The organism is Thiorhodococcus fuscus, from assembly GCF_042682685.1.
In the GTDB taxonomy this organism is placed as follows: Bacteria; Pseudomonadota; Gammaproteobacteria; order Chromatiales; family Chromatiaceae; genus Imhoffiella; species Imhoffiella fuscus.
This window is the reverse complement of the sequence record NZ_JBHUHX010000042.1, coordinates 40,889-64,598: the sequence shown is the minus strand read 5'-3', so window position 1 is coordinate 64,598 and position 23,710 is coordinate 40,889. Positions and strand designations below refer to the sequence as shown.

Sequence of the window (23,710 nt, the reverse complement as noted above, 5' to 3'; positions counted from 1 at the left end):
TAGCACCTCGCGGGCACGGAACAAAGGATAGCTCCGTCGCGGCAGATAATCACACGGGACGTAACATCTAATCGTTGATCCTCGACCTCTTGGTGCTGAATGTACGCTCGGATTAGGGCTTCATCTCGGCCCACCGTCGAGGCGAAATAGCCACGTGCCCAGAAATGATGCCCCCGATAGTTGCGTTGCCGTTCGCCGTAGACCCGTGCCAAGTGAATCGCACTCTTACCCTTGATGTAGCCGACTACTGCAGAGACGGCATATTTCGGCGGAATCGAAATCAGCATGTGAACGTGGTCGGACATCAGATGCCCTTCTTCGATTCGGCATTCCTTCTGGCTCGCAAGTTTATGGAACACTTCTCCGAGATGTCGGCGCAGCTGTCCGTACAACACCTTTCGGCGACACTTCGGAATAAAAACAATGTGATATTTACACTCCCACCGGGAGTGGCTTAGGCTGTCAAAGTCGTCCATCGGGACTCTCCTCAAACGTGTGCTTGGCGGCTCACGCTAGGGAGTGTCCCCGATGGACTCTTGTAAATGTCAAACTTCTACGGTCTCCCCGGCAAAGCCGGGGGATTTCTCAACTGATTAAAACACTTAAATAATACCAAAACGATTTTAAGGTGATTTTTTACCTACAGCCGACACGACACCTAGAAACCAATCCCGATGTATCACAGAAAAGTTACAGTACAACCGCCACAAACCCCAAGCACACGCCCAAAAAAAAATTATTAATCAGTATTTTATGTGCAAAAAAGCACGCTGTTACCGAAATGAGAATCATCAAAACCAAACCAGCAAAGCTCAGATATCTTACATCAAAAGTGTGACGTTAGTGCCATTAGAACACATCAAAAAACAAAGCAAGCCCATGTTTTATAAACATAAATCAACAGTGGCCCACTTCATGCTTAAATACAGAAGTGTCGCATCTCAAACTAAAGTCGACATGGACTTCACTTCACCCTGCCGTACATCCATTAACTTTAAAGATCATGGGGAATATCGTGAGACAACATCTCCTTTACACCTTAGCTGGACTCGCCTTACTCGGATTCGCCGCCGGAGCTAACGCAACAGTAATCAGCGGAGCAGTTCAGATTGCTGGCGATACGACCGTAAACTTTGGAACCAAAACCGTGTCGTTTGGCGGCGGACAAGCCACCGTAACAGATGGAACAGACCTTTCCCCAATGGGCGGGGCGACGGTCTCCGGAGGAATGCTAACGCTATCCCCGATCAAATGGGATGGAGCCTTCCCTGCAACCGTGTGGATATTTGACGACGGCACAACAAATAAATTTGAGTTTAAGCTAAATAGCGTAGGTCTGGACTGGAGTGACACATCTACTAACTCTATACATTTATCCGGATACGGCACACTGTACGGAAATGGATTCACAGCAAACAACAATGTTGGATTCTCCCTCCTGGCGGGAGGCACGACAGGAAAACAAAGCTATCTTTCTTTCACAGCAGCGTCACCTGTACCAGTACCAGCAGCCGGCTGGCTATTTGGCTCTGCGATGCTAGGACTTGCCGGGATAGCCAAGCGACGCAAGGCACTAAAACCCTAAATCATCAAAAAGAAAGCGCTCGCATAGAAATTGAGGGCGCTTTCTTCCATCACACAAGCCTCATCCACTTTTTATTTGAACTAGCCTTTATTGATTCCCTGCTGCATTAGCATTAACCCAAGCTCGCTTTAACATGCAACGCATACAGCATGTCCTCATCCGCAATATGATCAATCAGCCAATCCTGGGTAATATCTAGAGCGCGGTCCGCCAGGTCCTGACTTGGGCCAAAGATCATCAGATCATTTTCAAGCTCATCTAGACGCTTAAAAAAGGCAACGTGCTGACGCAGATGGTCCTTGATACCAGGGTAGTCATGCTCGCGCATGAATGCCTCCTCCGTCTGGAAGTGCTCCTCCGCATACTCCCGCATGAAGGTGATCGCCGGCCCGACGGCAGCCTTGCCGTCACGGTCTAGGATACCTTCGTACAGACGATGCGAGGCCACGAAGAACCCCTGATGCTGTTGATCGATTTCGGGAACGCCGATGAGATAGACGTCGGACCAGTCTTTAAGCATTGGACACCTGAGAACATAGCTTGATCGGAAAACCAGGATCGCGAGACCCCGATCGACAAGCAATCTAGGTTAAGCCCGAGCCGATATGACTGTCGAGCGGGAGAAGCAGACGAACAAGCACGCCCAACCGACAGAGACGCCCTTTCGATGGCTGATGAAGACGATGAACACAGCCCTGCACCAAAACCGAGACAGCAGCATTCCACCGGCCTAGCACTCGCCACCGGGCCAAGCACCAAACATGCTACCCTGCCAGCAAGACGCGCGGTCACCCTTCCACGGACTTCCGGCCGACGCTTGCCGGAGCCTCATCGGCCCGCATACCTCTTCTCACGAAGCGTTGTGCCCGTTCGATTGGCACATGCATTTCCAACTCGCGAGGAGAGGTCATGCCCAAGAATCGCATCACCCACGACGCGCTCACTCCGGCGCGCGCCCCCCCATTCCGATGACGAACCGGGACAACGCCCTTTGGAAGCAATACTGGCGCGACCAGCGAACCGACCTGAGCCAACAGGGGGTCAATCCACTCCTGACGCGTTGGTGGTCCAGTCTCGAACTGGAAAAGGATATCCGTGTACTGGTTCCGATGTGCGGCAAGAGCCAGGATATGCTCTGGCTCATCAAAGAGGGATACAGGGTCACCGGCATCGAACTGAGCCCGGTGGCCGTTCGCGCCTTCTTTCTTGAGCATGACCTCGGATCGACCAAGCGCATACAAGGCCCTCTGACGCGCTGGGGACATGGAAATCTGAGCATCCTGTGCGGCGACTTCTTCGCTGTCACCGCCGCTGACCTCGGACCGATCGATGCCATCTACGATTGCGCCGCGCTCACAGCGCTACCTGAAGATATCCGCCGAATCTATGTCACACACCTGGCTTTGATCGCCCCTGATGTACGCCAGCTTCTGGTACTGACATCGGAAGACTCCGTGCCTGGAGAATCATTGGGGCAGATATCGACCGTCGCCCAGGAAATCCAAACGCTCTATGCCGAACGATTCAATATCGACCTGGCCCAGGTTGAAACTCACGTCGAAACCGACCGGCAATGCCCGCAGGAACTGGGCGAAACCGTCCACCACAAGGCGTACCGAATGACGGCGCGCGCCCCTGCCCTATTGATCGCCCATCCGGACAGCGCTTCGGGCGAAGACAGGATGACAGCCGAACGGACTTGCTAAGCGTCGCCCGACCGAGGGGGTCGAATCTCGCCCAATCGCGCTGTCTTCGATGCACGGATCTGCGTTCCGAGGTATCGTGCAAAGAGGATCAGGCAACGCTGCGGCATTTCACATCACATCGATCGCCGCTTTTCCGCACCGACAAAACGCCCATGCGTCGCCTGCATTCTCTGGAACGGCATTGCCGACCACCCCGCTTACAGGCACAACTGAACCGGATAATCCTTGCTGAATAAATAGTTACCGATTCTGCGTTTAATCATTCAAGATCCCGACAGTAGCGCAAACGCACGATCTTCATCATTTATCGCTGATCAGGGGCGACTCAATGACGGCCAAACATTCCACGCCGGACCCTAAAATGGTGACGATCTGTGTCACGAATCTCGCCAGTGAAACCACCGCAGCCGAAGTGACGGAGCTATTTTCGGCATACGGGGCCGTGCGTTGCATACAATTCTCTGAAAACAGATTCCAGCACAGATTTCAGAAAATCGCCCATGTCGACCTATCATCCGCTGAACCGGCACAAGTGCTTGCCGGATTGGACGGACAGCTATTCAAGGGCGCGATCATCGAGCTCACGCAATGCTCCGACGCCTCTTCAGCGGATGAAGACTCAGCCGATCAGCTCGCGACCGTCCTCAAAGACAGCAGCGAACCCAACTACTCCGCGAGAACCCCTTACGAGCTGATCTCCGTGGAAAAGGTGGACATGACCGCGAGCACAGATGGGGTTGATTGGTTTCGCTATATCCTAGAGAGCGGCACCTCAAGCATCGTCGGTTACCGCCAGGGAGGCATAGATGAGGTCACGGCTTTTGCACAAACCTGCGCGGACGATTTCAATCTGCGCAACACGGTTGGATGGAAGAGGGCCTCAGGTCGAGTGCGCAAGCAATAACGACCCAATCATGCCTCTTCGACCGCAGCATCCCAAGGCGAGTCCCTTGCCGGTCGTCTTAGCGCCACTCATCTGGCGGCGACCGCTTCCGACCTCCAGAAGCCCCTCCTGATGATCGGAGCCCGCTGATCTGGGTCACTATAGCGAAAAGGCTCGAACGCCGAACGCGGGGATATCTAACGGCAGGATCCAGAACGTTCCTGCTCCAGTCTCTCCAACCGCTCACCTAACTCGACCAACTCACTCGCCTGGCGATTGATCCGCTTGAGCAAACCCGGCAGCTGCGCGAGTGCCGCAAGCTCGCGAAGGGTGTCCCTGATCGGACGCGCCGGGGTTCCGAACACGGAGAGACCTGCAGGAATGTCCTTGGTTACTCCAGACTGGCCGCCAACGCGCGCACCAGGCCCGACGCTGACATGGTCCGAGATGGCAACCTGCCCTGCGATAACCGCCCCATCCCCAATACGGCTACTGCCCGCCACCCCGGCCTGACTTACCAGAATGACGTGACGGCCGATCTGGGAGTTGTGCGCAATTTGAACCAGATTATCGATCTTGGCGCCGCAACGGATACGCGTCTCACCCAGAGTTGCCCGATCGACGCAACAGTTGCTACCGATCTCAACATCATCCTCGATTACCACGCACCCGAGCTGAGGGATCTTGCGATGCCTATTGCCATCCCAACTGAAACCGAATCCGTCCCCACCGATGACTGTTCCGGAGTGGATGAGACAACGCCGACCCAGCACGCTACCTCGGTGAATGGTGACGTTGGCCTCAATGACAGAGTCCATCCCCAAGACCACATCAGGCCCAAGATAACAGCCAGGACCGATGATGCAGCGATCACCGACCCGCACGCCCGCACCAACAACAGCGCAAGCGCCTATCGCCACATCCTGACCGAGGATCGCCGTGGGGTCGATCACCGCGCGCGCGTCGACCCCTTGAATCTCCGAGGCAGGCACAAAGGCTTCAGCGACCCGGAAAAATCCTCGCCGCGGCTCCGACGAACGAATAAGCACAGGACCGATGAGGACAGGGAAATCCTCTGGCACGACGACAGCACCGGCCCCGCTGGTCTTAACGGCATCGGCCTGCTCGGAGGTCTCAGCCAGACAAAGGTCTCCGCCCCCCGCCAATTGCAAGGTATTGACTCCATCGATGCAAAGGGGCGCTTGCGCAGGTTCGGCGGTCGGAAGAGGGACCTGAAGCAAGGCACAGATCTGAGGAAGGTCCAACACCATTTGGTCATTCTCCTAGTCGTATCGGTTCGCCAGCAGTGAATCCCAACAAACACCGACAGGTGACGACCAGTCGGGCATGGAACAGGTTGCCTCAAAGCCCAAAACAAGCAAAAGACGCAAGCGCCATCCATGCACGAGAAAGGGCATCGCAAGACATATCAGCGATCAATAGCGCGCAGATCCGGCGAATGCCCGGCGATACAGCGCGGTCGACCAAACGTCCGCACCTGTGCCGCCGGCCCCCAACACCCAGGATGGATTTCAGCAATCTTTCTATTGCGAATAAGTTCGCATGCCGCAAGCAGATTGGCAGAGAAAAATCTATGATGCCGAAAACCAAATTGATCACATAAAGCGATACCGACCGAAGAGAACAAATAGTAAGCGACTCCAGCACAAACCCGAAAAAAACTACAAGATAACCGACTTCACCCAAACACCAAACAGACTGAAGAGCGCGTCGCTGGCCAATCAAAGATCCTGACCGCCATGACCGACGCCATTCACGACATAGCGCAGAGTTTGATCCGAGAAGCAGTCTTTTTTATAGATCGACATCACAGCATAAAAAGAAAACGACCACTAACTTCATACCAAAGAATTCAGACTCAAGCTCAAACGCAGTAATTCCAGCCCAATTCAAACCTCATCAATACAAGTAAGCAACAGCCAGTTTTTCAAGCACAAAAAAACTTGCCGGCCAACAGCCGGCAAGTTCCTAAGCGAATCAGAAGAAGCGGAAAACCGCCTCAGAAACGCCGTCCACTCGAACCACGATCACTTCTGGGCTTTGCTTCGTTGACCTTGATGGAGCGACCCTGAAGGTCAGTTCCATTGAGCCCCTTAATCGCCGCATCTGCATGGCTATTATTGGGCATCTCAACGAAGCCAAAACCCTTAGATTGACCGGTGAATTTATCGCTGATCAAATTGACCTGAGCAACCTCACCAAAAGGCGCAAAGGCTTCGCGCAGATCAGAATCGGTCGTGTTATAAGAAAGATTACCTACGTAGATGTTCATCGCTGTCTCTCTGAACTCAAAAATTGCATGTATATTTAGGATATCGAAACCAGCCTAACGAGTGGCGCTTTCGATACGGAGTCACCGCTAACGCGGTATCAGTGAGGCAGGGAGGCTACGAGGTCTCGGGAAAAAACTTGGATTTCTGCGAAATCAGCAGACACCATATGCCGATTGATATCATCGACTTCTCTCACTTTCTATACCGTAACAGGTCTCGAACGGGAAAGCACGCGATATTTCAGCCCTATTGATATCGAGATCTGACACACCACCCTAAGCGCAAAAAACCATCGCGCAAAAGCACACCCGCATCAAGAAAAATAATAGCAGTTACATCAAACATGATAACGAAGAAGACCGCGTTATCGCAGCGAGCGCACGTACAAACCACAAAGAAGAAACACAGGATTGACGCCTGCCCATTCAGTCCAACAGAGCACCGCTCAATGAACCAACTCACTGCATAGAATGCAATCTTATCTCGATAGATGTCAGCGCGCGCCGGCCTTGCCAGATAGCAGCCAGCTCAAGAATTTCGAGAAACACGCACGACAGAACCGAACCGCCCACTGCCTCGCAATCGGTTAAACGAAGGCCGAAACAAGCTAGCGATCAAAATCGGAATTTGAGAAAACAGAGCACTCCCGAAACCGAGACGGCATCGAGCCAAGTGCATGAGTATGATGAGGGCGATGCGGATAGGAAAGGCGTGTCTTGAGGAGGCCCAGACGCATCCTTGCGCGAGGCTTAAGAATATGGTGGCTACGCCCTGACTCGAACAGGGGACCCTCGCATTATGAGTGCGATGCTCTAACCAACTGAGCTACGTAGCCGGAAGAGCTGTGAATTATAGGGCCGAATCTAGAGCAGAGCAAGAGGAAAATCTGCGCTCGGTGGAGCGCTCCAAGCGATGCGCCGACGGGTGCATCTGGCGCAGATGAGGTCTACACAAAAGCGATTGATGGCGCTATAATCCGCCTTCACGCCTTAGCCGGGGTGGCGAAATTGGTAGACGCATCAGACTCAAAATCTGACGGTGGTGACACCGTGCCGGTTCGAGTCCGGCCCTCGGTACCATGTTCGAAAGGGGTGAGATGAAAACATCTCACCCCTTTTTTCGTTTCACGATCCCGGCCACTTGACGCGATCGCCCCCTTTAACTTCTCGCACCGATGCTCGCCAAAGCAGATAGGCGGCAAGAGCGAAGCATCCCGTGCCTAGCACAGTCAGCGTCTGCTCGACCCAATGCATCGCCATCGTCTTCGAGGTCGCCATCGCAATCGGCTGGAGGGTGAAGATCATGCCCAGATTGACTCCGAAGAGTAGCGCGATCGATCTGCGACGCAGATAGAGGCCAGCCCAAATGAGTTGGGCGCTAAGGGCCAAGTTGCCCAGACTCGCGAGAACCAGCAACGGCAGGAACCAGCCGCGCGGAATATCCCACAGCCACTGTCTCAGCGCTGCGGCAATGAAGGCCACGAGAATCAGCGAGACAGCCAGCCGCCAACCACCAAGCAGCCTATGCCCGCGAAGCTGACGCGAAGCGGACCAAACGGAGACGGCCACCAGCGCAAAGCCTGGCGCCATCAAAGGGAAAAGGGCTGCAGCCAACCAGGCGACATCCACTCCCGCCAGGGCGGCGATGAGCTTCCAGAGGGCTTTCGACAACCCTCCGAGAAACACCAGCACACCGCCAAGCAGGGCCAGCGGATAGCGATCGACAACCCGGTCACGCACGAACAAGGACAGGAACCAAAGCGCCGCACCGGTTAGAACGACCGGTACGAAGTTGTACAGCGCAAGGTCGACCGGGAAGTCAAGCACGAGCGCCGAGCCCGAGAACGTCAGAGCTCGACAAGATCGGCGATCGATTTGTAGAAAAACTCCAACCAGCGATCGGCATCGGGAAAATCCATCGACATGGGGCGCTGCCCTTGGGTATCGCGGACGCAGCTAAAGACCGGCAAACCGTCGGATTTGAGCGCAACCTCGAAACGCAAATATCCATAGGGAACGATCAGCTTGAGGCCGTAGGGCGCCTCCTCCGGGCCCAGCATACCGACCAACAACACCGACACCCTGTCGTCGCGACGATGGTAGTCGGTCGGCCAGATCTGCTTCAGGACCGAAATGCGGACGAACTCGCTCTCGACGTCCCGAAAGGCACGAATGAGGGGTGCGGCGAGCTGAGCGCAAGACTCATGGGTTCTTCGCGCCTTGGATTGCGAGTCTTGTGCGCTCAAGGCGCTTTCCTGTGCGAGCTCGCGCAGCTTGTCAAGCGTTCGATTCATAATCACTTACCGAAAACCGAATGGACGACACCAAGCCGACCATCAACCAACCCCTCGCAAACGTCACACCAAGATCAAGGGATGCGGCCCGCATCCAACTCGAACATCGGCTGACTCTCCGGCCCCACATCATGCAGGGACGGATTCAGCAGATGCACGTCGAGCGTAGGCTTGACCTTCAAGGAGAGCAGCGATGGATCAAGATACTTCTTCAGCAGCCGCCGAGACCGACTGTTAAAACGCATTCCACGCAGGGACTGAACCTGACGCAGGGCATCCCGCGTTGGAGCGGTTCCGCCATGACGGCGGTAATTCAGGATCACGGCCTCGGTATAATTGAGCGTCTCCAGATAGGTCACCCGGCTGTTGGTGCGGTCGACCACGCCCTCGCCCGCGTTGTAGGCCATGATCACACGACCATAATCATTCTTATACTTGTTCAACAACCGTTTCAGATGCCGCGTACCCGTGCGCAGGTTGACTTCCGGATCGAACAGCGCATCCGACGAGGTCACACCATAGTCGGCGGCCGTCGCCGGCATCAGCTGCATCAGGCCGATCGCCCCCGCCGGAGAAACGGCATGGGCATTATAGTTGGATTCTGCGGCCACCACCGCCCGAACCAAGGCCGTTTCCACCTTATATCGACTAGCAACTTTCGGAATCAGACCATCGACCTGCGCCCGTGTGGGCCGAGGCCGACTCGGGGGCTTCGGCAAGAGGGAGACGGACTCAACGACGGGCGACACCTCCGGCACCGACGCACCAGCGGCAAGCCCTCCCCAGCCGAGCAGTGGAAACACCAGCCAGATGAAAAACCAGGTTGACGGATAGGATCTGAACATGCGGTAAGCGTCCATTGTGTACCCTTGGCTTGCCTCGGAACGACCGAAGTCGTCACGGACGAGCTTTGCATCTGACGATAGTCTCCAACACAATTCAAGCGATGAACGCCAAAACACGCCAGATCATCTTCGAACGATTCCGCGCCGCCAATCCATCCCCGAAAACCGAACTGATCTATCACAGCAATTTCGAGCTGCTGATCGCCGTGATCCTGTCGGCTCAGGCAACCGATCGCAGCGTCAATCAAGCTACCGCCAAGCTCTTCTCGGTCGCCAACACCCCGGCGGACATGCTCGAACTCGGCGAAGAGGGTCTCAAACGACACATACGCACCATCGGGCTGTACAACGCCAAGGCGAAGAACATCCTAGGCACCTGCAACCTCCTCGTTTCCAAATACGATGGCCAGGTACCGAGGGACCGAAAGGCGCTGGAGTCGCTACCAGGCGTCGGACGCAAAACGGCCAACGTGGTCCTGAACACCGCGTTCGGCGAACCGACCATGGCGGTCGACACCCATATCTTCCGCGTCGCCAACCGGACGCGCATCGCCGAAGGCAAGACCCCGCTCGCGGTCGAGCAGACGTTGCTGCGCCATGTACCCAAGGACTACCTGATGAATGCCCATCATTGGCTCATCCTTCACGGACGCTATATCTGCACCGCGCGCAAACCGCGCTGCCCCCGATGCCTCATCGCCGATCTATGCGAGTTCGACGACAAGACAACCGCCATCTAGACACCGGAACCCACACCATGCTCGCCGCCGACAGAGAGACACACAGACGCATCTTCATCCGGGCCTGGCGCAAGGCCAAACACTCCGAGCCGCTGGAACCGCTCGAACGCCAGATCGTCGAGATCCTCCAGCAGCACCCGGAGTACCAGGGTTTGCTCGAAACGCCCGACGCCGCCATCGACAAGGATTTTCCACCACAGCAGGGACAGGCGAACCCCTTCCTCCATCTCGGACTGCACCTAGCGATCCAGGAACAGGTCGGCATCGACCAGCCGGCCGGCATCCGGCAGCGCTATCTCGAACTGGCACAGCGACTTGGAGACGCACACCTGGCCGAGCACCGAATGATGGAGTGCCTGACCGAATCCTTGTGGAAGCTCCAACACGACCAACGCCCGTTCGACGAGCGGGCCTATCTCGCCTGCATCGACGCCCCTGGAAGCCGCTGAGCACCTCTCGCCCGCATGCGTGTGAACGGACTGTTACACTCAACCTCAACGGCAAGCGCCTCGCCCGAATACGAGCCCTGTCCGCGAGCCGCTCAGGACGGGGCGCCGCCGTCACGCCCTGCGACGCAGGGGCCGACCACAACCCAATGAGGAAAATGACCTATGCCGACTTGGATACTGGTTGCCGATAACAGCCGCGCCCGGGTCTTCGCCGCCGAAAAGGCGGCCGGCCCCCTCCAAGAAATCAGCACGCTGGCGTTTCCCGAAGGGAGATTGCACGAGGGAGATCTGATCAGCGACAAGGGAGGTCGTAGCCACACACCCTCGGGAGCACACTCAATCAACGAAGACGGCGTCCACAAGCAAGACAATGCCGAGCGTTTCGCCAGTCTCATCTGCGACGATCTTGAGACCGCGCGCAATCAGGGCCTCTTCAGCAAGCTCTACATCCTTGCCTCGCCCGGATTGCTCGGATTGCTTCGCAAGCGTCAATCACCCCCGTTGAGACAGATGGTCGCGGGAGAGATCGACAAGAATCTCACCACCCAACCCCCAGAGACGATTCGTCGACATCTGCCCGATTTCCTCTGAAACAGCACGGACCGCTCCGCCACTTGCCGAGCGCGCAGGGATGCGCCACCACACCCGCTACCAACCATCGCCCAGGTTCCGGCGAGAAAGACCTATGTTAATCTAGCAACCCATTGATAGATGCAAGGGTCGAGGCGCATGGTCACGAGAGAGTACGACACAATCGTCATTGGAACGGGACCGGGCGGCGAAGGCGCGGCGATGAAGCTTGCGAAGGCCGGGCAGCGCGTCGCGGTAGTCGAAGCTCATGATGCCGTTGGCGGCGGCTGCACCCATTGGGGCACGATCCCGAGCAAAGCCTTGCGGCATTCGATCCAGATGCTCGCGGACTATCGACGCAATCCACTCTTCCAGCACACCCAGCACCAGATCGAGGTCGAGTTCCCGGACCTGCTCAGAGCAGCCGACGGGGTCATCAGCACCCAGGTCCGTACCCGCTTTCGCCACTACCGCCGCAACCGCGTGGACGTCATCTTCGGTCGCGCCAGATTCCTGAGCCCGGAGTGCATCGAGATCAAGGGCACCGGCGGCCCGACCGAGCAACTGCGCGCGCGCTATTTCGTCATCGCGACCGGGTCGCGCCCCTATCATCCGCCCGGCCTGGACTTCACTCATCCGAGAATCCGCGACAGCGACTCCATCCTATCGCTGCAGAATACGCCCAAATCGGTGACCATCTATGGTGCCGGTGTGATCGGGTGCGAATACGCCTCCATCCTGAGTTCGCTCGACGTCAAGGTGAATCTGGTCAACAACCGCGACCGGCTGCTGTCCTACCTCGACGACGAGATCACCGACGCACTGAGCTACCACTTGCGCCAGCAAGGCGTCGTCATCCGCAACGACGAAGCCTACGATCACATCGAAGCCGATTCCGACGGGGTCGTGCTCCATTGCCGATCGGGCAAGAAGTTCAAGACCGAGGTCCTGTTGTGGGCCAATGGCCGCACCGGCAACACCCTGGACATGGGTCTGGAAGAGATCGGACTCACACCCAATCAGCGCGGCCAACTGGAAATCAACGCCAGCTACCAGACCGCCCATCCGCACATCTATGCGGTCGGCGACGTCGTCGGCGCCCCCTCGCTCGCCAGCGCCAGCTACGATCAGGGACGTTTCGTCGGCGCCCACATCGCCAACGGCAATTGCGATTGGTCGCTGATCGAGGAGTTCCCTACTGGCATCTATACGGTCCCCGAGATCAGCTCCATCGGCCGTACCGAGCGAGAACTCACCGCCGCCCAGATCCCCTACGAGGTCGCTCAGGCCGACTTCAAGAGCATCGCCCGCGCCCAGATCACGGGGCATACGGTCGGCATGCTCAAGCTGCTCTTCCATCGCGAGACGCTCGAAATCCTCGGCATCCACTGTTTCGGAGAGCAGGCCGCCGAGATCGTCCACATCGGGCAGGCGATCATGTCCCAGCCCGGCGAGGGTAACAACATCCGCTATTTCACCGAGACGACCTTCAACTATCCCACCATGGCCGAGGCCTACCGGGTCGCCGCGCTGAACGGATTGAACCGCCTCTTCTGAGCCGAAACTCGAAGCGAGCGCAGGTTGACGGTTGATGATTCAGAAAATTCTTATATACTGATGACCTTATCGGCACTGCCGGATTCGAGTGCAACACGAAGAGCCCGTTCACGCGCCCCCATCCGATCCGGTCTTCGGCGGGAAGGTCGTGAAAAGGGTCAGAAACAACTGCAACGACAGGGACGTCGACATGACTGGTTGCCGTTTTTCCCATCCCCTTCCCTCAGCATCAAGGTGTGTCACATGAAGAAGCTTCATCTCGCCTCCATCATCGCCCTCGCCGCTGCGTCCACGACTGCGGGCGCCTGGTACGCCCCCTACTATCCGGCTCCGGTCCTGACGCCGGAACAACAGCAGGAAATGGTCAAGCAGCAGCAAGCCTTTATGGAGCAGCAAACCAAGGCCATGCAGCAAGCTATGGAGGCCCAGCGCCAGTTCGCCGAGCAGATGGCCAACCAGGGCACGGCCGCGCACGGATTCCCCGGCTATCCCGGTGCCCCCTATGGCTATGGCGCAGCGCCGGCATTCCCCGAGATGCCGCCCATGCCCGAGCCAGGCCAGTACCCCGCCTTCCCGGAGATGCCCGAATTCGCCGGACAGTATCCTGAAATGCCAGAGATGCCCAATGCCCCTGAGTTCGGCCAGACCCCCGAAATGCCGGCATCGGTTCAGGAGCGCATCAAGGAAATGGACGCCTACCGCGCCCAGGCCAAGCAGCGCATGGAAGAGCGCCGCGCTGAATTCAAGCAGATGAGCGAGCAGCGTCAGGCCATGCATCAGGCTCGCTGCGACCACGGCTTCCAGGGCATGCCCGCCCCCATGTTCCCGAACATGCCGGCCGCGCCGTCTCAGGACGCCCCCCAACAGCAAACGCCTGCCGCGCCCCAGTAAGACACAGACCACGCGGTCACCGACCAACGCACAACGCCCCGCTTCAGCGGGGCGTTGTGCATCTCCCATTCGAGATCAGGCGCTAGGTCGCGCCCAAACAGGGGGGGCAGGCGCGTAATCCCCCTCCTCGGCGAGATACTCCCTCAAGAAATCGTCGAAACTCCGGTCGTCGGCAGCCTCGATTTCGCTCTGACGCTGTATCGATTCTCGGGCCAGTTGCTCGAACAGCACCCGACGCGCCTCGCTCGGAGGTTGCGCTCGAAAACGTGCGCGATGCTCCTCCGACAAACGGCGAGAGATGGCGAAGAATCCCTCCCGACGCTCGCGCATCATATCGAGCAATCTGGCCGAGGGGGTCAGATCGGGATAGGCGATCCTCTCGCGCTGACACGCCAGACTCCGGGCATGCGGCCCGCCGGAGCCACCATCCAGCAGCTCCGCGACCGCCGTCATCCGCCCCAGCACCTCGTCCGCCCAGACCCTCAGCGGAACCCCTTGACGATCACGAAACAGCATCAAGCCAGGCTCGCGCCCGCGATGGGCCGTTCGCACCAGATTCGCATCGATGTGTTCGCGCTCCGCCGTGACGATCCGGGGACTCTCGCACAGCAGGCAATAGAGCATCAGGGTTTCGAGGAAGAGCAGTTGGTCGCGCTCCACACCAAGCGGTTCAAAGGGATTCACATCCGATGAACGCAGCTCGACATAGAGAATCCCCCGCCGACGCAATGCCTGCGTCGGTTTTTCCATCCATTCGGTCAGCTGTTTCGGTCGAACCGTACTGTAGTACTCGTTCTCGATCTGCAACACATTGGCGTTGAGCTGTTCGTAGCGCTCGCCGACCTTGACCCCGATCTCCTCGTACTTAGGACAGGGCGTGCGAATGGCCCAGGTGAGACTGCGCACGTAGGAATCCAAACTGTCGTAACAGGCCTTCAGCCCGGTTCCTTCTTCCTGCTTGTTCTGATAGCCGATATCGCCCATGCGCAATGAGGTCGCATAGGGATAGTAGAGGGTGCTGGAATCGAAGGGTTCGAGATCGGTCGAATGCCCCTGAACGAAGCTGGCGCACACGGCGGGCGAAGCACCGAACAGATAGGGCACCAGCCATCCGAGCCGCTGCAGATTGCGGAGCATTCCCATCTGGGCATCGGAGCGAAATGCCATCGGATCGTCGCCACCACCCTCCTGCTCCCGATAGAGATCCCAGAAGGCATCGGCGAACGAGAAGTTGAAGTGCACCCCGGCGATCACCTGCATAACCCGGCCATAGCGGTTGCCGAGCCCGCGCCGATAGACGGTCTTCATGGTTCCTGCATTGGAGGTCCCATAGCGGGCCAGCGGAATGCTACGCGCGCCCTCCAGCACGCAGGGCATGCTGGTCGACCACAGGAGCTCCTCGCCAAGATGGCCATAGACGAAGCGATGGACATCCTCAAGAAAATCCAACACCGCGCCGGGATCGGTCAGCGCCGGCGTGATGAGTTCGAGCAGTGACTCCGAGAAATCGGTGGTGATGTAAGGATGGGTCAGCGCCGACCCCAGCGCCAATGGATGAGGGGTGCGCGCGATCTTGCCGGAGGCGCACACACGCAGCCCCTCCTTCTCCAGGCCGATGCGGTTCTCTCCTAGAATCGGCGCAGCTCCAGCCGCCCACAGGCCCTCGACGCGCCGTCCGAGCGGCGCATAGAGTGCAGTCAAGTTCAATTCCTCATCACGGCACGCGGGGCATTGGACCCGCGACCAAGTTGGATCTCATCGGCAAGGATGCGCGCGGCCTCGTCGACCTCGATACGCGAAATGGCATCGCGCTGCGCATCCAAGGCATCCTCGTCGATCTGATCTGCGTCCTCGTCGACCGGGGTGATCCCCTGAGAGCGCAGGAAACGGTCCTGATCGTCCTTGAAGCGACGCTCGCGCGCATCGTCCTCGGCGCGACGATCGCTCTCGCGCAGCGAGAGCGATTTCTGCTCCTCGACATCCCGCATCAGCTTGCTGCGCTCGGCCAGCATCTTGAAACCGAAGTTATTGGCGATCCGATCGGCCGAAAGCTGACCCAACCGATCGAACGGAACCGCGCCGACCTTCTTGAAGTTGGCAGGATCGATACGTGTCCAAGGCAAGGCGTTGTCGAGCGAGCGCTCTCCGTGTTTGGTCATGTACTCCGCCGTCGGGAAACGGATATCCGGCTCCACGCCACGCAGCTGGGTGCTGCCCCCGCTGATACGGAAGAACTCGGCCATGGTGAGACGTAGCCGTCCAAGGTCGTCGTGATCGCCAGGGACATAGCGATTGAGATCGATGAGGGTCTGAACCGTCCCTTTGCCGAAGGTCGGCTCGCCGATGATGAGACCTCGGCCATAGTCCTGGATCGCTGCGGCGAATATCTCGGACGCGGATGCGCTCTCGCGATCGACCAGCACCGCAAGCGGTCCAGCGTAGGCCACACCCGGATCCCGGTCCGCCTCGACCTCGACCTTGCCGAAGGCGTCCTTGACCTGCACCACGGGACCGAGGTCGATGAAGAGCCCGGTCAACGAAGTCGCCTCGGCCAGGGACCCTCCGCCATTGCCGCGCAGATCGATAACGATCCCGTTGACGCCTTCCGAGGTCAGCGTCTTGATCAGCGCACGCACGTCGCGCGTGGTGCTGCGGAAATTGCTCCGTCCAGCGCTCTCGGCCTCAAAGTCGCGATAGAAGGCCGGGATCTCGATCACGCCTATCTTGAGGCCGGCCCCGTTGGACAGCTTGTCGACCACATAGCTCTTCGCTGCCTGATCCTCTAGCTTGATCTCATTGCGGACCAGAGGGACCTCGCGGGTATGGGCGGTCGAGCCGCTCGACTTGGGCATGATCTGGAGCCGCACGACTGAGCCCTTGGGACCGCGAATCTTCTCGACCACATCCTCAAGACGCCAGCCGACCACGTCCTCCATCGAGCCATCGAGTCCCTGGGCCACGCCGACGATCTGATCGCCGGCATGCACCTGCCCGGAATCACGCGCCGGACCGCCAGGTACGGTGCTCTGCACCACGGTGTACTCGTTGTCGGCCCGCAGCACGGCCCCGATGCCTTCGAGCGAAAGCTTCATGCTGATGTCGAAATTCTCCGAGGTGCTCGGCGACATATAGCTCGTATGGGGCTCGATGGTTCCGGTATAGGCATTCATGAACGCCTGAAAGACATCGCCACCATTGAACTGATGGATGCGCCGCGCGAGCCCCTCGTAGCGCTTGCGCAGACGGTCGCGAATCTCGGAGTCCGACTTATCGGCAAGCTTCAGGGTCAGATAGTCGTTCTTGACGCGTCGCCGCCAGCGATCGTCGAGCTCGGCGCTGTCCTTGGCCCAAGGGGTCTCGGAGGAATCGAACGCATAGGTCTCGGAACGACTGAAATCGAACTGTTGATCCAAAAGCTTGAGCGCATAGGCGACCCGTTCGTCGACCCGCATGCGATAGACCCTGAAGATGTCGAAGGGCACGTCCAGCTCGCCTCGACGCAGATTTTCGTCGAAATGACGCGCGCCGTTCTCGAAGCGCTCCACATCGCGCGCCTGGAAGAAGGCTCGATTGGGATCGAGATCGTCCAGATACCGCGTCAGCACATCCTTGGCGAAGGCGTTGTCCAGCGTCACCTTGCGGTAGTGATAGCGCTCCAGCACCTTATTGATCACGATCGCCGCCTTGGTCTGACCGGGATCCGGGAACAGTTCCGAGAGCGGGACCGTATGGGGAGTCGCAAGGACGGCCGTCGGCATCAGGCAGAGTGCGACGACCAGCGAAAAGAGAGAAAGGCGCTGTCTCATGATCAGTACTCGTATTGGGTCTCTGGATCCAGTGGCTCAGGGGCCGTCGATCGATGCCACGGCCCCCTTGAACGGATCACGCAGCCCGTGGCGAACCGGCCGCCACGATTTGCCAGAAGATGGGCATCGCAAGGCGGACAGACTAGAGGCTGCCCCGGAAATGGACAAGAATTTCGCGTTCTCAGGTCTTGTAGACCTTGCGACGATAGAGGTCCGTGCGCCGGCTCACGACCCGATCGACGAACAGCAAACCGTCGAGATGATCCAGCTCGTGCTGCACCGCCCGAGCCTCGAACCCCTCCATCTCGAACTCGCTCTCCCGACCATCGGCGTCCTGCGCCTTGAGCCGAATGTGCGTCGCACGGATCACGTTGCCCGTGTAGTCGGGAACGGACAGACAGCCCTCGCGACCCATTGCATAACCTTCCCAATGCACGATCTCCGGATTGACCAACACCAGATGACCGTGATTCGGCGTCTTGGGGCGGGAGGAGAGATCGAGGATGACGATGCGCTGGAGATGCCCGACCTGAGGCGCGGCGATACCGACCGCCGCCGGGCCGGCCAGACGGGTTTCCTCCAAGTCGGCGATGAATGTCCGCAACGCATCGTCAAAGGAGACGACCGGTTCCGAGACTTCCTTGAGACGCGGATCGGGGAGTTTCAGTATGTCCAGAATAGCCATCGATCAACCGATCATCACATCCACGGGTGAGACGTCGACCGAGACGCCGCGCTCGCCGAGAGGGGCCAGCGCGCCCTCCAGCACCTCCAGAGTCTCACCGGAGTAGCCCTGGATGTTCATGATATAGATGGGGCGCTCCTCGTCACCGGCGACATCCGATTCGAGTTCCAGTACATTGAATCCGTGCCCGGCCAGAATCTCGGTCACATCGGCGACGATCCCGGCGCGATCGGCGCCCGCGACCCGAACTTGCAGATTCGGCACCAGATGCTGATGCAATCCACCGTGCACCGGATCCAGATGCAGACGCAATCCCATTTCCTGCACGGCCGGCGTCAAGGCAGCCCGAATCTCGTCCGCCGAACGGTCTCCGCCGACCATCAGCATGATGGTAAAGCTGCCGCCAAGCCGGATCATGGAGGCCTCGCCCAGATTGCAGCCGAGCTGATAGAGCTCCCGAGTGAGCCGCGCTACGATGCCGGGCCGATCGGCGCCGACCAGTGTCAACATGTTCCAATCGGACATGGATTCCATCTCTCCGTTTCTTGATCTCACGAATTCTTCATCTTACGAACGACCAATCCTGTCATGGGGCAAGCCAGATCAGGCTCGCCATGCGCCCCGTAACCCCATCGCGGCGGTAGGAAAAAAACCGCTCGGGCTGCGAGAAGGTGCAATCGCCGCCACCGAAGACGCGCCGCACCCCGCACCGCGCCAGACGGTACCTGGCCAGGGTGAAGAGATCGGCGAGCCAGTGCTCGCCCTCCGAGCCACCGGCACTCGTCCGAAAGGCGTCGACCGCTGCGGGACTTCCCGCGACGAACGCCTCGCGCACCTCGGGACCGACCTCGAAGACATCCGGACCGATCGCCGGCCCCAGCCAGACGAGCAATCGCTCGGGCGCCACCCCCATGGCATCGACTGCGGACTCGATGACGCCGCCGGCCAACCCACGCCAACCGGCATGAACCGCCGCGACACGCGTGCCACGATCGTCACAGATGAGCAGGGGCAGACAATCGGCAGTCATGACCGCGCACACCGCCCCCGGCTCCGTCGCCACCGAGGCGTCCGCATCGGAGGCGACCGCGTCCGCGCCGACCACTCGGCAGCCGTGCACCTGATTCAGCCAGCAGGGTTCGCCCGGCAGATCGAGAGACTGGACGAGCAGTCGACGATTGCGCTCGACCGCACCCGGATCGTCACCCACATGATCGGCCAGATTGAGGCTGGCATATGGGCCGCAACTCAATCCACCGACACGCGTCGTCGAAACCGCACGCACGTTAGCCGGGGCGGGCCAATCGGGGAGGATCGGATTCAAGCGCCCGGCTCCTGCCGGAACAGCTCCAGCAAGGCATCCAGATCCGTCGCCATCGGCACCTCCCACTCCATCGGCTCGCCCGTCGCCGGATGAACGAGCCCCAAACGCAACGCATGCAGCGCCTGTCGCGGAAAGGACTGCAGGGCCGAGGTCAAGGCGGGATCGCATCCCTGAGGCGGTCGCGGCCGCACACCATAGGTGCGATCGCCGACCAGCGGGTGATGGATATGCGTCATGTGCACGCGTATTTGATGGGTTCGCCCCGTCTCCAGTTCCACACCCAATAGACTGTGGCCTGGATAGCGTTCGAGCACCTGATAGTGCGTAACCGCCGGTCGACCATTGCCGACGACCGCCATCTTCGTCCGATGCACGGGATGACGACCGATCGGAGCCTCGACACGACCGCCGGCCACCAATTCGCCGAGCACCAGGGCGCGATACTCGCGATGCACGGTGCGCTGCTGCAGCTGATCGACCAGAGACTTGTGTGCCGTCAATGTCTTGGCGACGACCAGAAGGCCACTCGTGTCCTTGTCCAATCGATGCACGATACCCGCACGCGGAACGCCCGCCAGCGCGGGTGCATGATGGAGCAACGCATTGAGGAGGGTCCCGTCCGGATTGCCCGCTGCAGGATGGACGACAAGCCCGGCCGGCTTGTTGATCACCAGGATGTCATCATCCTCGTGGACCAGGTCGAGCGCGATGTCCTGGGCGAGGCATCCCTGATCGAGAACGCAGACGGCCTCGATACGCACCGACTCGCCACCCCAAACCTTGTCGCGACAACGGCACGGCGACTCGTCGACCAGCACCTGCCCGGCCTCGATCCACTGCTGCAAGCGGCTGCGGGAAAACTCGGGGGCCAGGCTCGCCAATGCCTGGTCGAGACGGCGCCCGGCAAACGCCGGATCGACCTGGAACGAACGACGGATGAGCGTGTCTCTTGCGGCAGTCATATCAGGATGGAAACCGGCGCTGTGGTAAGGTCGCCGCCGCTGGGTCGCGCGCCCTCAAGATTCCTTCGGGTATACTGCCAGCGAATTGAAATAGGTATTCAAACATGCCACGAACGTTAACACGACTGACCCTGCTGTTGCTCGTCGTCACGCTGGCCGGATGCGGTGTCTTCGGCAAGGAAATCGACGAAACCGAGGGTTGGAGTGCATCCAAACTCTATTCCGAAGCCGCCGCCGAATTGGACTCCGGAAACTACGAGCGGGCCATCAAGCTCTACGAGAAGATTGAGGCACGCTACCCCTTCGGCCGTTATGCCATGCAGGCACAGCTCGATGTCGCCTACGCCTACTATCGTGCCGACGAACCCGAAGACGCGATCTCCGCAGCGGACCGCTTCATCAAGCTCTACCCGCAGAATGCGTATGTCGACTATGCCTATTATCTAAAGGGCATCGTCAACTACAACCGCAGCATCGGCTTCCTCGACCGTTTCATCCCCACCGACCCCTCCCAACGCGACCCGGGTTCGGCGATGGACGCCTTCACCGACTTCTCCGCGCTGGTGGAACGCTTCCCCCAGAGCAAATACGCCCAGGACGCGCGCCAGCGCATGGTCTATCTACGCAACAACCTCGCCCATAACGAGGTGAACGTTGCGCGTTATTACATGAAGCGTGGGGCCTATGTGGCGGCCGCGAACCGGGCCAACTATGTGATCGAGCGTTTCCAGCGCACAAGCGCCGTGGATGATGCCCTGGAGGTTCTGATCGACGCCTACAAGGCGCTCGGCAAGCAGGATCTGGCCGCCGACGCCAAGCGCGTGCTGGAACTCAACCGCCAAGCGGGGCGCTTCATCCCAGACGAGCCCGAACCGGATAAGGCCGATATCGCGCGCAAGCTGTGGGATTACCTGAATCTCGACGAGAACTGACGGGCAACGCGGGCACTGCCCGAGACCAACACTCGCGGCAGCCAGCGCCGACAGGCAACCGACCGCGCGGAGAGTGCCGGGCCGCGCGAGCGGCGGACCGGACGACTTATCGCGCGGGACGTCAGATCGCCGCCTCGTCCTCTTCGCCGGTACGGATGCGCACCACGCGCTGGACATCGGCCACGAAGATCTTGCCGTCACCGATCTTGCCGGTGCGCGCTGCCGTGGTGATGGCATTGATACAGCTTTCCACCTGATCGTCGGCGAGGATCAGCTCGATCTTCACCTTGGGCAGAAAATCGACCACGTATTCCGCGCCACGATAGAGCTCGGTATGGCCCTTTTGACGACCGAAGCCCTTGACCTCGATCGCGGTCATGCCGGTGATACCAGCGGCGGACAACGCCTCACGCACATCGTCCAGCTTGAAGGGCTTGATGATCGCTTCGACCTTTTTCATGAATCTCTCCGTTCAGGGTCACGGCTACATTTGGGTGGGAAGTATATGTTCGCGGTCGGCCAATGAACAGCGCCGCGAGTTGCATGCTCAGAAGCCGCTGGTGATCGGATAGCGCCGATCGCGACCGAATGCTCGCTTGGAGATCCGCACTCCGGGCGGCGCCTGACGGCGCTTGTACTCGTTGCGGTCCACCAGGCGCGCGACCCGACGCACCAGGTCGTCCGGGTAGCCCTGGGCGACGATCGCATCGATCCCTTGGTCCTCCTCGATATAGAGACGCAGGATGGCATCGAGCAGTTCGTATTCGGGCAGACTGTCCTGATCGGTCTGATCCGCACGCAGCTCGGCCGATGGCGCGCGCGTCAAGACGCGCTCCGGAATCGCCCTGCCGAGACGATTGCGATATCGCGCCAACTGGTAGACCAGCATCTTGGGCACATCCTTGATGGGAGCGAAGCCGCCGGCCATATCGCCGTAGAGCGTCGCGTAACCGACCGACATCTCGCTCTTATTGCCGGTCGTGAGCAGAATCCGCCCGCTCTTGTTGCTGATGGCCATAAGGATGATGCCACGACAGCGCGCCTGGATGTTCTCCTCGGTCACATCGATCGGCTGACCGGCGAAGGCCGGCTCCAGTAGATTGAGGAAGGCCAGGAAGGCCGGCTCGATCGGAATGGTCCGGGTCGCTACGCCGAGCAGTCTCGCCTCCTCCAGTGCATCCTCGTTGCTCATGTCTGCGGTATAACGCGAGGGCATCAGCACGGCCTCGACCCGATCCGCCCCCAAGGCATCCACGGCGATCGCCAGCGTCAAAGCCGAATCCACGCCACCCGACAGCCCCAGAACCGCGCCATCGAAGCCGTTCTTGCGCACATAGTCGCGCACCCCAAGCACCAGAGCATCGTAGATCACCGCATCCGGATCCGGCTCGGGCCGATCGCTCTCGGCGGATTGGATCCGAACGACATCGCCGGAATCCCGATCGATCTCGACACGGAGCTCGGCCTCGACGAAGGCGGGAGCGCGCTGCACCACACGGCCCTCGCGATCGACGACGAACGAGGCCCCATCGAATACCAGCTCGTCCTGTCCCCCGACCAGATTGGCATAGAGGATCGGCAGACCATGGCCGCTGGCGCGCCGTCCGACGAGCGACTCGCGCTCTTGGAGTTTTCCGGCATGGAAGGGCGAGGCATTGATGTTCAAAAGGACTTGAGCCCCCGCTTCGACCGCTTGGGCGACAGGCCCTTCCTGCCACATATCCTCGCAGACAGTCAGACCGAAACGCAGCCCACAGTGCTCGAAGACCGTCGCCGTCGAGCCCGACTGGAAATAGCGCTTCTCGTCGAAGACGCTGTAGTTCGGCAGATGCTGCTTGGCGTACTCGGCGAGCAGTTCGCCGTCGCGCCAGACGCCGGCCACATTGAAGAGCCCTCCGACCGCCGCGCGCGGATAACCGAGCACCAGCGTGATTCCCTGCGCCTCGGCCGCGATGCGCTCCAGCGCGGACTCGACCCGCCGCATGAACTCGGGCCGCAGCAGCAGATCCTCCGGCGGATAGCCCGTGAGCGCAAGCTCGGGGAACACCACCAGATCCGCGCCCGCATCGCGCGCCGCGACGGAGGCCGAAATCAGGCGCTCCGCATTGCCGGCAATGTCGCCGACCAAAGGATTGATCTGCGCGATCTGGATACGACAAGCCACGCTCACTCACCCCCAAAGAAAAAG

Annotated in this window: 24 protein-coding genes and 2 tRNA genes; 10 read left to right on the top strand and 16 right to left on the bottom strand. The window is 59.4% G+C overall.

Annotated elements, in window-relative coordinates; genetic code table 11:
* Positions 1-476 (bottom strand): IS200/IS605 family transposase (tnpA, locus tag ACFSJC_RS14985; protein WP_386027848.1); only part of this gene is annotated, 476 nt, incomplete at its 3' end.
* A gap of 539 nt (positions 477-1,015) precedes the next feature.
* On the opposite strand from tnpA, the gene ACFSJC_RS14980 reads away from it, so the two are divergent.
* A complete protein-coding gene (locus tag ACFSJC_RS14980) occupies positions 1,016-1,585 on the top strand; it encodes a VPLPA-CTERM sorting domain-containing protein (RefSeq protein WP_386027847.1) in 570 nt (189 codons plus the stop codon).
* A 112-nt stretch (positions 1,586-1,697) separates the two neighbouring features.
* Here the strand turns inward: ACFSJC_RS14980 and ACFSJC_RS14975 are convergent, their stop codons facing one another.
* Positions 1,698-2,105, bottom strand: coding sequence for a bacteriohemerythrin (locus tag ACFSJC_RS14975; RefSeq protein WP_386027846.1), 408 nt, complete (start codon positions 2,103-2,105; stop codon positions 1,698-1,700).
* 448 nt (positions 2,106-2,553) lie between these two features.
* Between ACFSJC_RS14975 and ACFSJC_RS14970 the strand changes: the two genes are divergently transcribed.
* Positions 2,554-3,291, top strand: coding sequence for a class I SAM-dependent methyltransferase (locus tag ACFSJC_RS14970; protein WP_386027844.1), 738 nt, complete (start codon positions 2,554-2,556; stop codon positions 3,289-3,291).
* Between the two features lie 328 nt (positions 3,292-3,619).
* A complete protein-coding gene (locus ACFSJC_RS14965; RefSeq protein WP_386027843.1) occupies positions 3,620-4,195 on the top strand; it encodes a hypothetical protein in 576 nt (191 codons plus the stop codon).
* A gap of 176 nt (positions 4,196-4,371) precedes the next feature.
* Here the strand turns inward: ACFSJC_RS14965 and lpxD are convergent, their stop codons facing one another.
* The 3 genes from lpxD to ACFSJC_RS14950 all read right to left on the bottom strand — a co-directional run bounded on the left by lpxD (position 4,372) and on the right by ACFSJC_RS14950 (position 7,303).
* Positions 4,372-5,445: a UDP-3-O-(3-hydroxymyristoyl)glucosamine N-acyltransferase gene (gene lpxD, locus ACFSJC_RS14960; RefSeq protein WP_386027841.1), complete on the bottom strand. Its 1,074-nt coding sequence runs from the start codon at positions 5,443-5,445 to the stop codon at positions 4,372-4,374.
* 749 nt (positions 5,446-6,194) lie between these two features.
* Positions 6,195-6,467 carry an RNA recognition motif domain-containing protein gene (locus ACFSJC_RS14955; RefSeq protein WP_007040373.1) on the bottom strand — a complete coding sequence of 91 codons (273 nt, stop codon included), beginning with the start codon at positions 6,465-6,467 and terminating at the stop codon, positions 6,195-6,197.
* A gap of 759 nt (positions 6,468-7,226) precedes the next feature.
* Positions 7,227-7,303, bottom strand: a tRNA-Met gene (locus ACFSJC_RS14950).
* Between the two features lie 157 nt (positions 7,304-7,460).
* Between ACFSJC_RS14950 and ACFSJC_RS14945 the strand changes: the two genes are divergently transcribed.
* Positions 7,461-7,547 (top strand) — tRNA-Leu (locus tag ACFSJC_RS14945).
* Positions 7,548-7,592: 45 nt separating this feature from the next.
* Here the strand turns inward: ACFSJC_RS14945 and ACFSJC_RS14940 are convergent.
* The 3 genes from ACFSJC_RS14940 to ACFSJC_RS14930 all read right to left on the bottom strand — a co-directional run bounded on the left by ACFSJC_RS14940 (position 7,593) and on the right by ACFSJC_RS14930 (position 9,606).
* A complete protein-coding gene (locus ACFSJC_RS14940) occupies positions 7,593-8,294 on the bottom strand; it encodes a hypothetical protein (RefSeq protein ID WP_386027840.1) in 702 nt (233 codons plus the stop codon).
* A gap of 20 nt (positions 8,295-8,314) precedes the next feature.
* Entirely contained in the window at positions 8,315-8,761 is a 447-nt protein-coding gene (locus ACFSJC_RS14935; RefSeq protein ID WP_386027839.1) for a hypothetical protein, read from the bottom strand.
* Between the two features lie 74 nt (positions 8,762-8,835).
* Positions 8,836-9,606, bottom strand: a complete 771-nt coding sequence (locus tag ACFSJC_RS14930; RefSeq protein WP_386027838.1) for a lytic transglycosylase domain-containing protein — start codon at positions 9,604-9,606, stop codon at positions 8,836-8,838.
* A 101-nt stretch (positions 9,607-9,707) separates the two neighbouring features.
* Here ACFSJC_RS14930 and nth point away from each other — a divergent pair, with 101 nt between their 5' ends.
* From nth to ACFSJC_RS14905, 5 genes are all read left to right on the top strand, one after another.
* Positions 9,708-10,346 (top strand): endonuclease III, encoded by a 639-nt coding sequence (gene nth / locus ACFSJC_RS14925; RefSeq protein ID WP_386027836.1) that lies wholly within the window; start codon positions 9,708-9,710, stop codon positions 10,344-10,346.
* A 17-nt stretch (positions 10,347-10,363) separates the two neighbouring features.
* A complete protein-coding gene (locus ACFSJC_RS14920; protein WP_386027834.1) occupies positions 10,364-10,795 on the top strand; it encodes a DUF1841 family protein in 432 nt (143 codons plus the stop codon).
* 162 nt (positions 10,796-10,957) lie between these two features.
* Positions 10,958-11,386, top strand: a complete 429-nt coding sequence (locus tag ACFSJC_RS14915; protein ID WP_386027832.1) for a host attachment protein — start codon at positions 10,958-10,960, stop codon at positions 11,384-11,386.
* Positions 11,387-11,524: 138 nt separating this feature from the next.
* A complete protein-coding gene (sthA, locus tag ACFSJC_RS14910; RefSeq protein WP_386027831.1) occupies positions 11,525-12,922 on the top strand; it encodes a Si-specific NAD(P)(+) transhydrogenase in 1,398 nt (465 codons plus the stop codon).
* A gap of 243 nt (positions 12,923-13,165) precedes the next feature.
* Positions 13,166-13,813 carry a hypothetical protein gene (locus tag ACFSJC_RS14905; RefSeq protein WP_386027829.1) on the top strand — a complete coding sequence of 216 codons (648 nt, stop codon included), beginning with the start codon at positions 13,166-13,168 and terminating at the stop codon, positions 13,811-13,813.
* 75 nt (positions 13,814-13,888) lie between these two features.
* On the opposite strand, the gene gshA is transcribed toward ACFSJC_RS14905, so the two are convergent.
* From gshA to rluD, 6 genes are all read right to left on the bottom strand, one after another.
* Positions 13,889-15,514: a glutamate--cysteine ligase gene (gshA, locus tag ACFSJC_RS14900; protein ID WP_386027828.1), complete on the bottom strand. Its 1,626-nt coding sequence runs from the start codon at positions 15,512-15,514 to the stop codon at positions 13,889-13,891.
* A 2-nt stretch (positions 15,515-15,516) separates the two neighbouring features.
* Positions 15,517-17,619: a carboxy terminal-processing peptidase gene (locus tag ACFSJC_RS14895; protein ID WP_386027827.1), complete on the bottom strand. Its 2,103-nt coding sequence runs from the start codon at positions 17,617-17,619 to the stop codon at positions 15,517-15,519.
* Positions 17,620-17,800: 181 nt separating this feature from the next.
* Positions 17,801-18,304, bottom strand: a complete 504-nt coding sequence (gene def, locus ACFSJC_RS14890; protein ID WP_386027826.1) for a peptide deformylase — start codon at positions 18,302-18,304, stop codon at positions 17,801-17,803.
* Between the two features lie 3 nt (positions 18,305-18,307).
* The gene (locus tag ACFSJC_RS14885) at positions 18,308-18,829 is read right to left on the bottom strand and encodes a glycine cleavage system transcriptional repressor (protein WP_386027824.1); all 522 of its coding nucleotides are present in this window, start codon (positions 18,827-18,829) and stop codon (positions 18,308-18,310) included.
* A 61-nt stretch (positions 18,830-18,890) separates the two neighbouring features.
* Entirely contained in the window at positions 18,891-19,628 is a 738-nt protein-coding gene (pgeF, locus tag ACFSJC_RS14880; protein ID WP_386027823.1) for a peptidoglycan editing factor PgeF, read from the bottom strand.
* Positions 19,625-20,590, bottom strand: a complete 966-nt coding sequence (gene rluD, locus ACFSJC_RS14875) for a 23S rRNA pseudouridine(1911/1915/1917) synthase RluD (protein WP_386027822.1) — start codon at positions 20,588-20,590, stop codon at positions 19,625-19,627. The genes pgeF and rluD overlap by 4 nt, the downstream gene beginning before the upstream one ends.
* Before the next feature lie 104 nt (positions 20,591-20,694).
* Between rluD and ACFSJC_RS14870 the strand changes: the two genes are divergently transcribed.
* A complete protein-coding gene (locus ACFSJC_RS14870) occupies positions 20,695-21,522 on the top strand; it encodes an outer membrane protein assembly factor BamD (protein WP_386027821.1) in 828 nt (275 codons plus the stop codon).
* A gap of 121 nt (positions 21,523-21,643) precedes the next feature.
* Here ACFSJC_RS14870 and ACFSJC_RS14865 read toward each other — a convergent pair whose 3' ends face one another.
* Positions 21,644-21,982: a P-II family nitrogen regulator gene (locus tag ACFSJC_RS14865; protein WP_386027820.1), complete on the bottom strand. Its 339-nt coding sequence runs from the start codon at positions 21,980-21,982 to the stop codon at positions 21,644-21,646.
* A gap of 87 nt (positions 21,983-22,069) precedes the next feature.
* Positions 22,070-23,686, bottom strand: a complete 1,617-nt coding sequence (locus ACFSJC_RS14860) for an NAD+ synthase (protein ID WP_386027819.1) — start codon at positions 23,684-23,686, stop codon at positions 22,070-22,072.
* Positions 23,687-23,710: the final 24 nt, after the last annotated feature.

What these genes read in the sequence shown, in the direction of transcription:
- ACFSJC_RS14920 (WP_386027834.1), top strand. Translation starts at nt 10,364, where the DNA reads ATGCTCGCCGCCGACAGAGAGACACACAGACGCATCTTCATCCGGGCC.
- ACFSJC_RS14965 (WP_386027843.1), top strand. Translation starts at nt 3,620, where the DNA reads ATGACGGCCAAACATTCCACGCCGGACCCTAAAATGGTGACGATCTGT.
- ACFSJC_RS14915 (WP_386027832.1), top strand. Translation starts at nt 10,958, where the DNA reads ATGCCGACTTGGATACTGGTTGCCGATAACAGCCGCGCCCGGGTCTTC.
- ACFSJC_RS14870 (WP_386027821.1), top strand. Translation starts at nt 20,695, where the DNA reads ATGCCACGAACGTTAACACGACTGACCCTGCTGTTGCTCGTCGTCACG.
- ACFSJC_RS14885 (WP_386027824.1), bottom strand. Translation starts at nt 18,829, where the DNA reads ATGTCCGATTGGAACATGTTGACACTGGTCGGCGCCGATCGGCCCGGC.
- sthA (WP_386027831.1), top strand. Translation starts at nt 11,525, where the DNA reads ATGGTCACGAGAGAGTACGACACAATCGTCATTGGAACGGGACCGGGC.
- ACFSJC_RS14905 (WP_386027829.1), top strand. Translation starts at nt 13,166, where the DNA reads ATGAAGAAGCTTCATCTCGCCTCCATCATCGCCCTCGCCGCTGCGTCC.
- ACFSJC_RS14975 (WP_386027846.1), bottom strand. Translation starts at nt 2,105, where the DNA reads ATGCTTAAAGACTGGTCCGACGTCTATCTCATCGGCGTTCCCGAAATC.
- def (WP_386027826.1), bottom strand. Translation starts at nt 18,304, where the DNA reads ATGGCTATTCTGGACATACTGAAACTCCCCGATCCGCGTCTCAAGGAA.
- nth (WP_386027836.1), top strand. Translation starts at nt 9,708, where the DNA reads ATGAACGCCAAAACACGCCAGATCATCTTCGAACGATTCCGCGCCGCC.
- ACFSJC_RS14895 (WP_386027827.1), bottom strand. Translation starts at nt 17,619, where the DNA reads ATGAGACAGCGCCTTTCTCTCTTTTCGCTGGTCGTCGCACTCTGCCTG.
- ACFSJC_RS14955 (WP_007040373.1), bottom strand. Translation starts at nt 6,467, where the DNA reads ATGAACATCTACGTAGGTAATCTTTCTTATAACACGACCGATTCTGAT.
- ACFSJC_RS14970 (WP_386027844.1), top strand. Translation starts at nt 2,554, where the DNA reads ATGACGAACCGGGACAACGCCCTTTGGAAGCAATACTGGCGCGACCAG.
- lpxD (WP_386027841.1), bottom strand. Translation starts at nt 5,445, where the DNA reads ATGGTGTTGGACCTTCCTCAGATCTGTGCCTTGCTTCAGGTCCCTCTT.
- ACFSJC_RS14865 (WP_386027820.1), bottom strand. Translation starts at nt 21,982, where the DNA reads ATGAAAAAGGTCGAAGCGATCATCAAGCCCTTCAAGCTGGACGATGTG.
- ACFSJC_RS14930 (WP_386027838.1), bottom strand. Translation starts at nt 9,606, where the DNA reads ATGTTCAGATCCTATCCGTCAACCTGGTTTTTCATCTGGCTGGTGTTT.
- ACFSJC_RS14935 (WP_386027839.1), bottom strand. Translation starts at nt 8,761, where the DNA reads ATGAATCGAACGCTTGACAAGCTGCGCGAGCTCGCACAGGAAAGCGCC.
- rluD (WP_386027822.1), bottom strand. Translation starts at nt 20,590, where the DNA reads ATGACTGCCGCAAGAGACACGCTCATCCGTCGTTCGTTCCAGGTCGAT.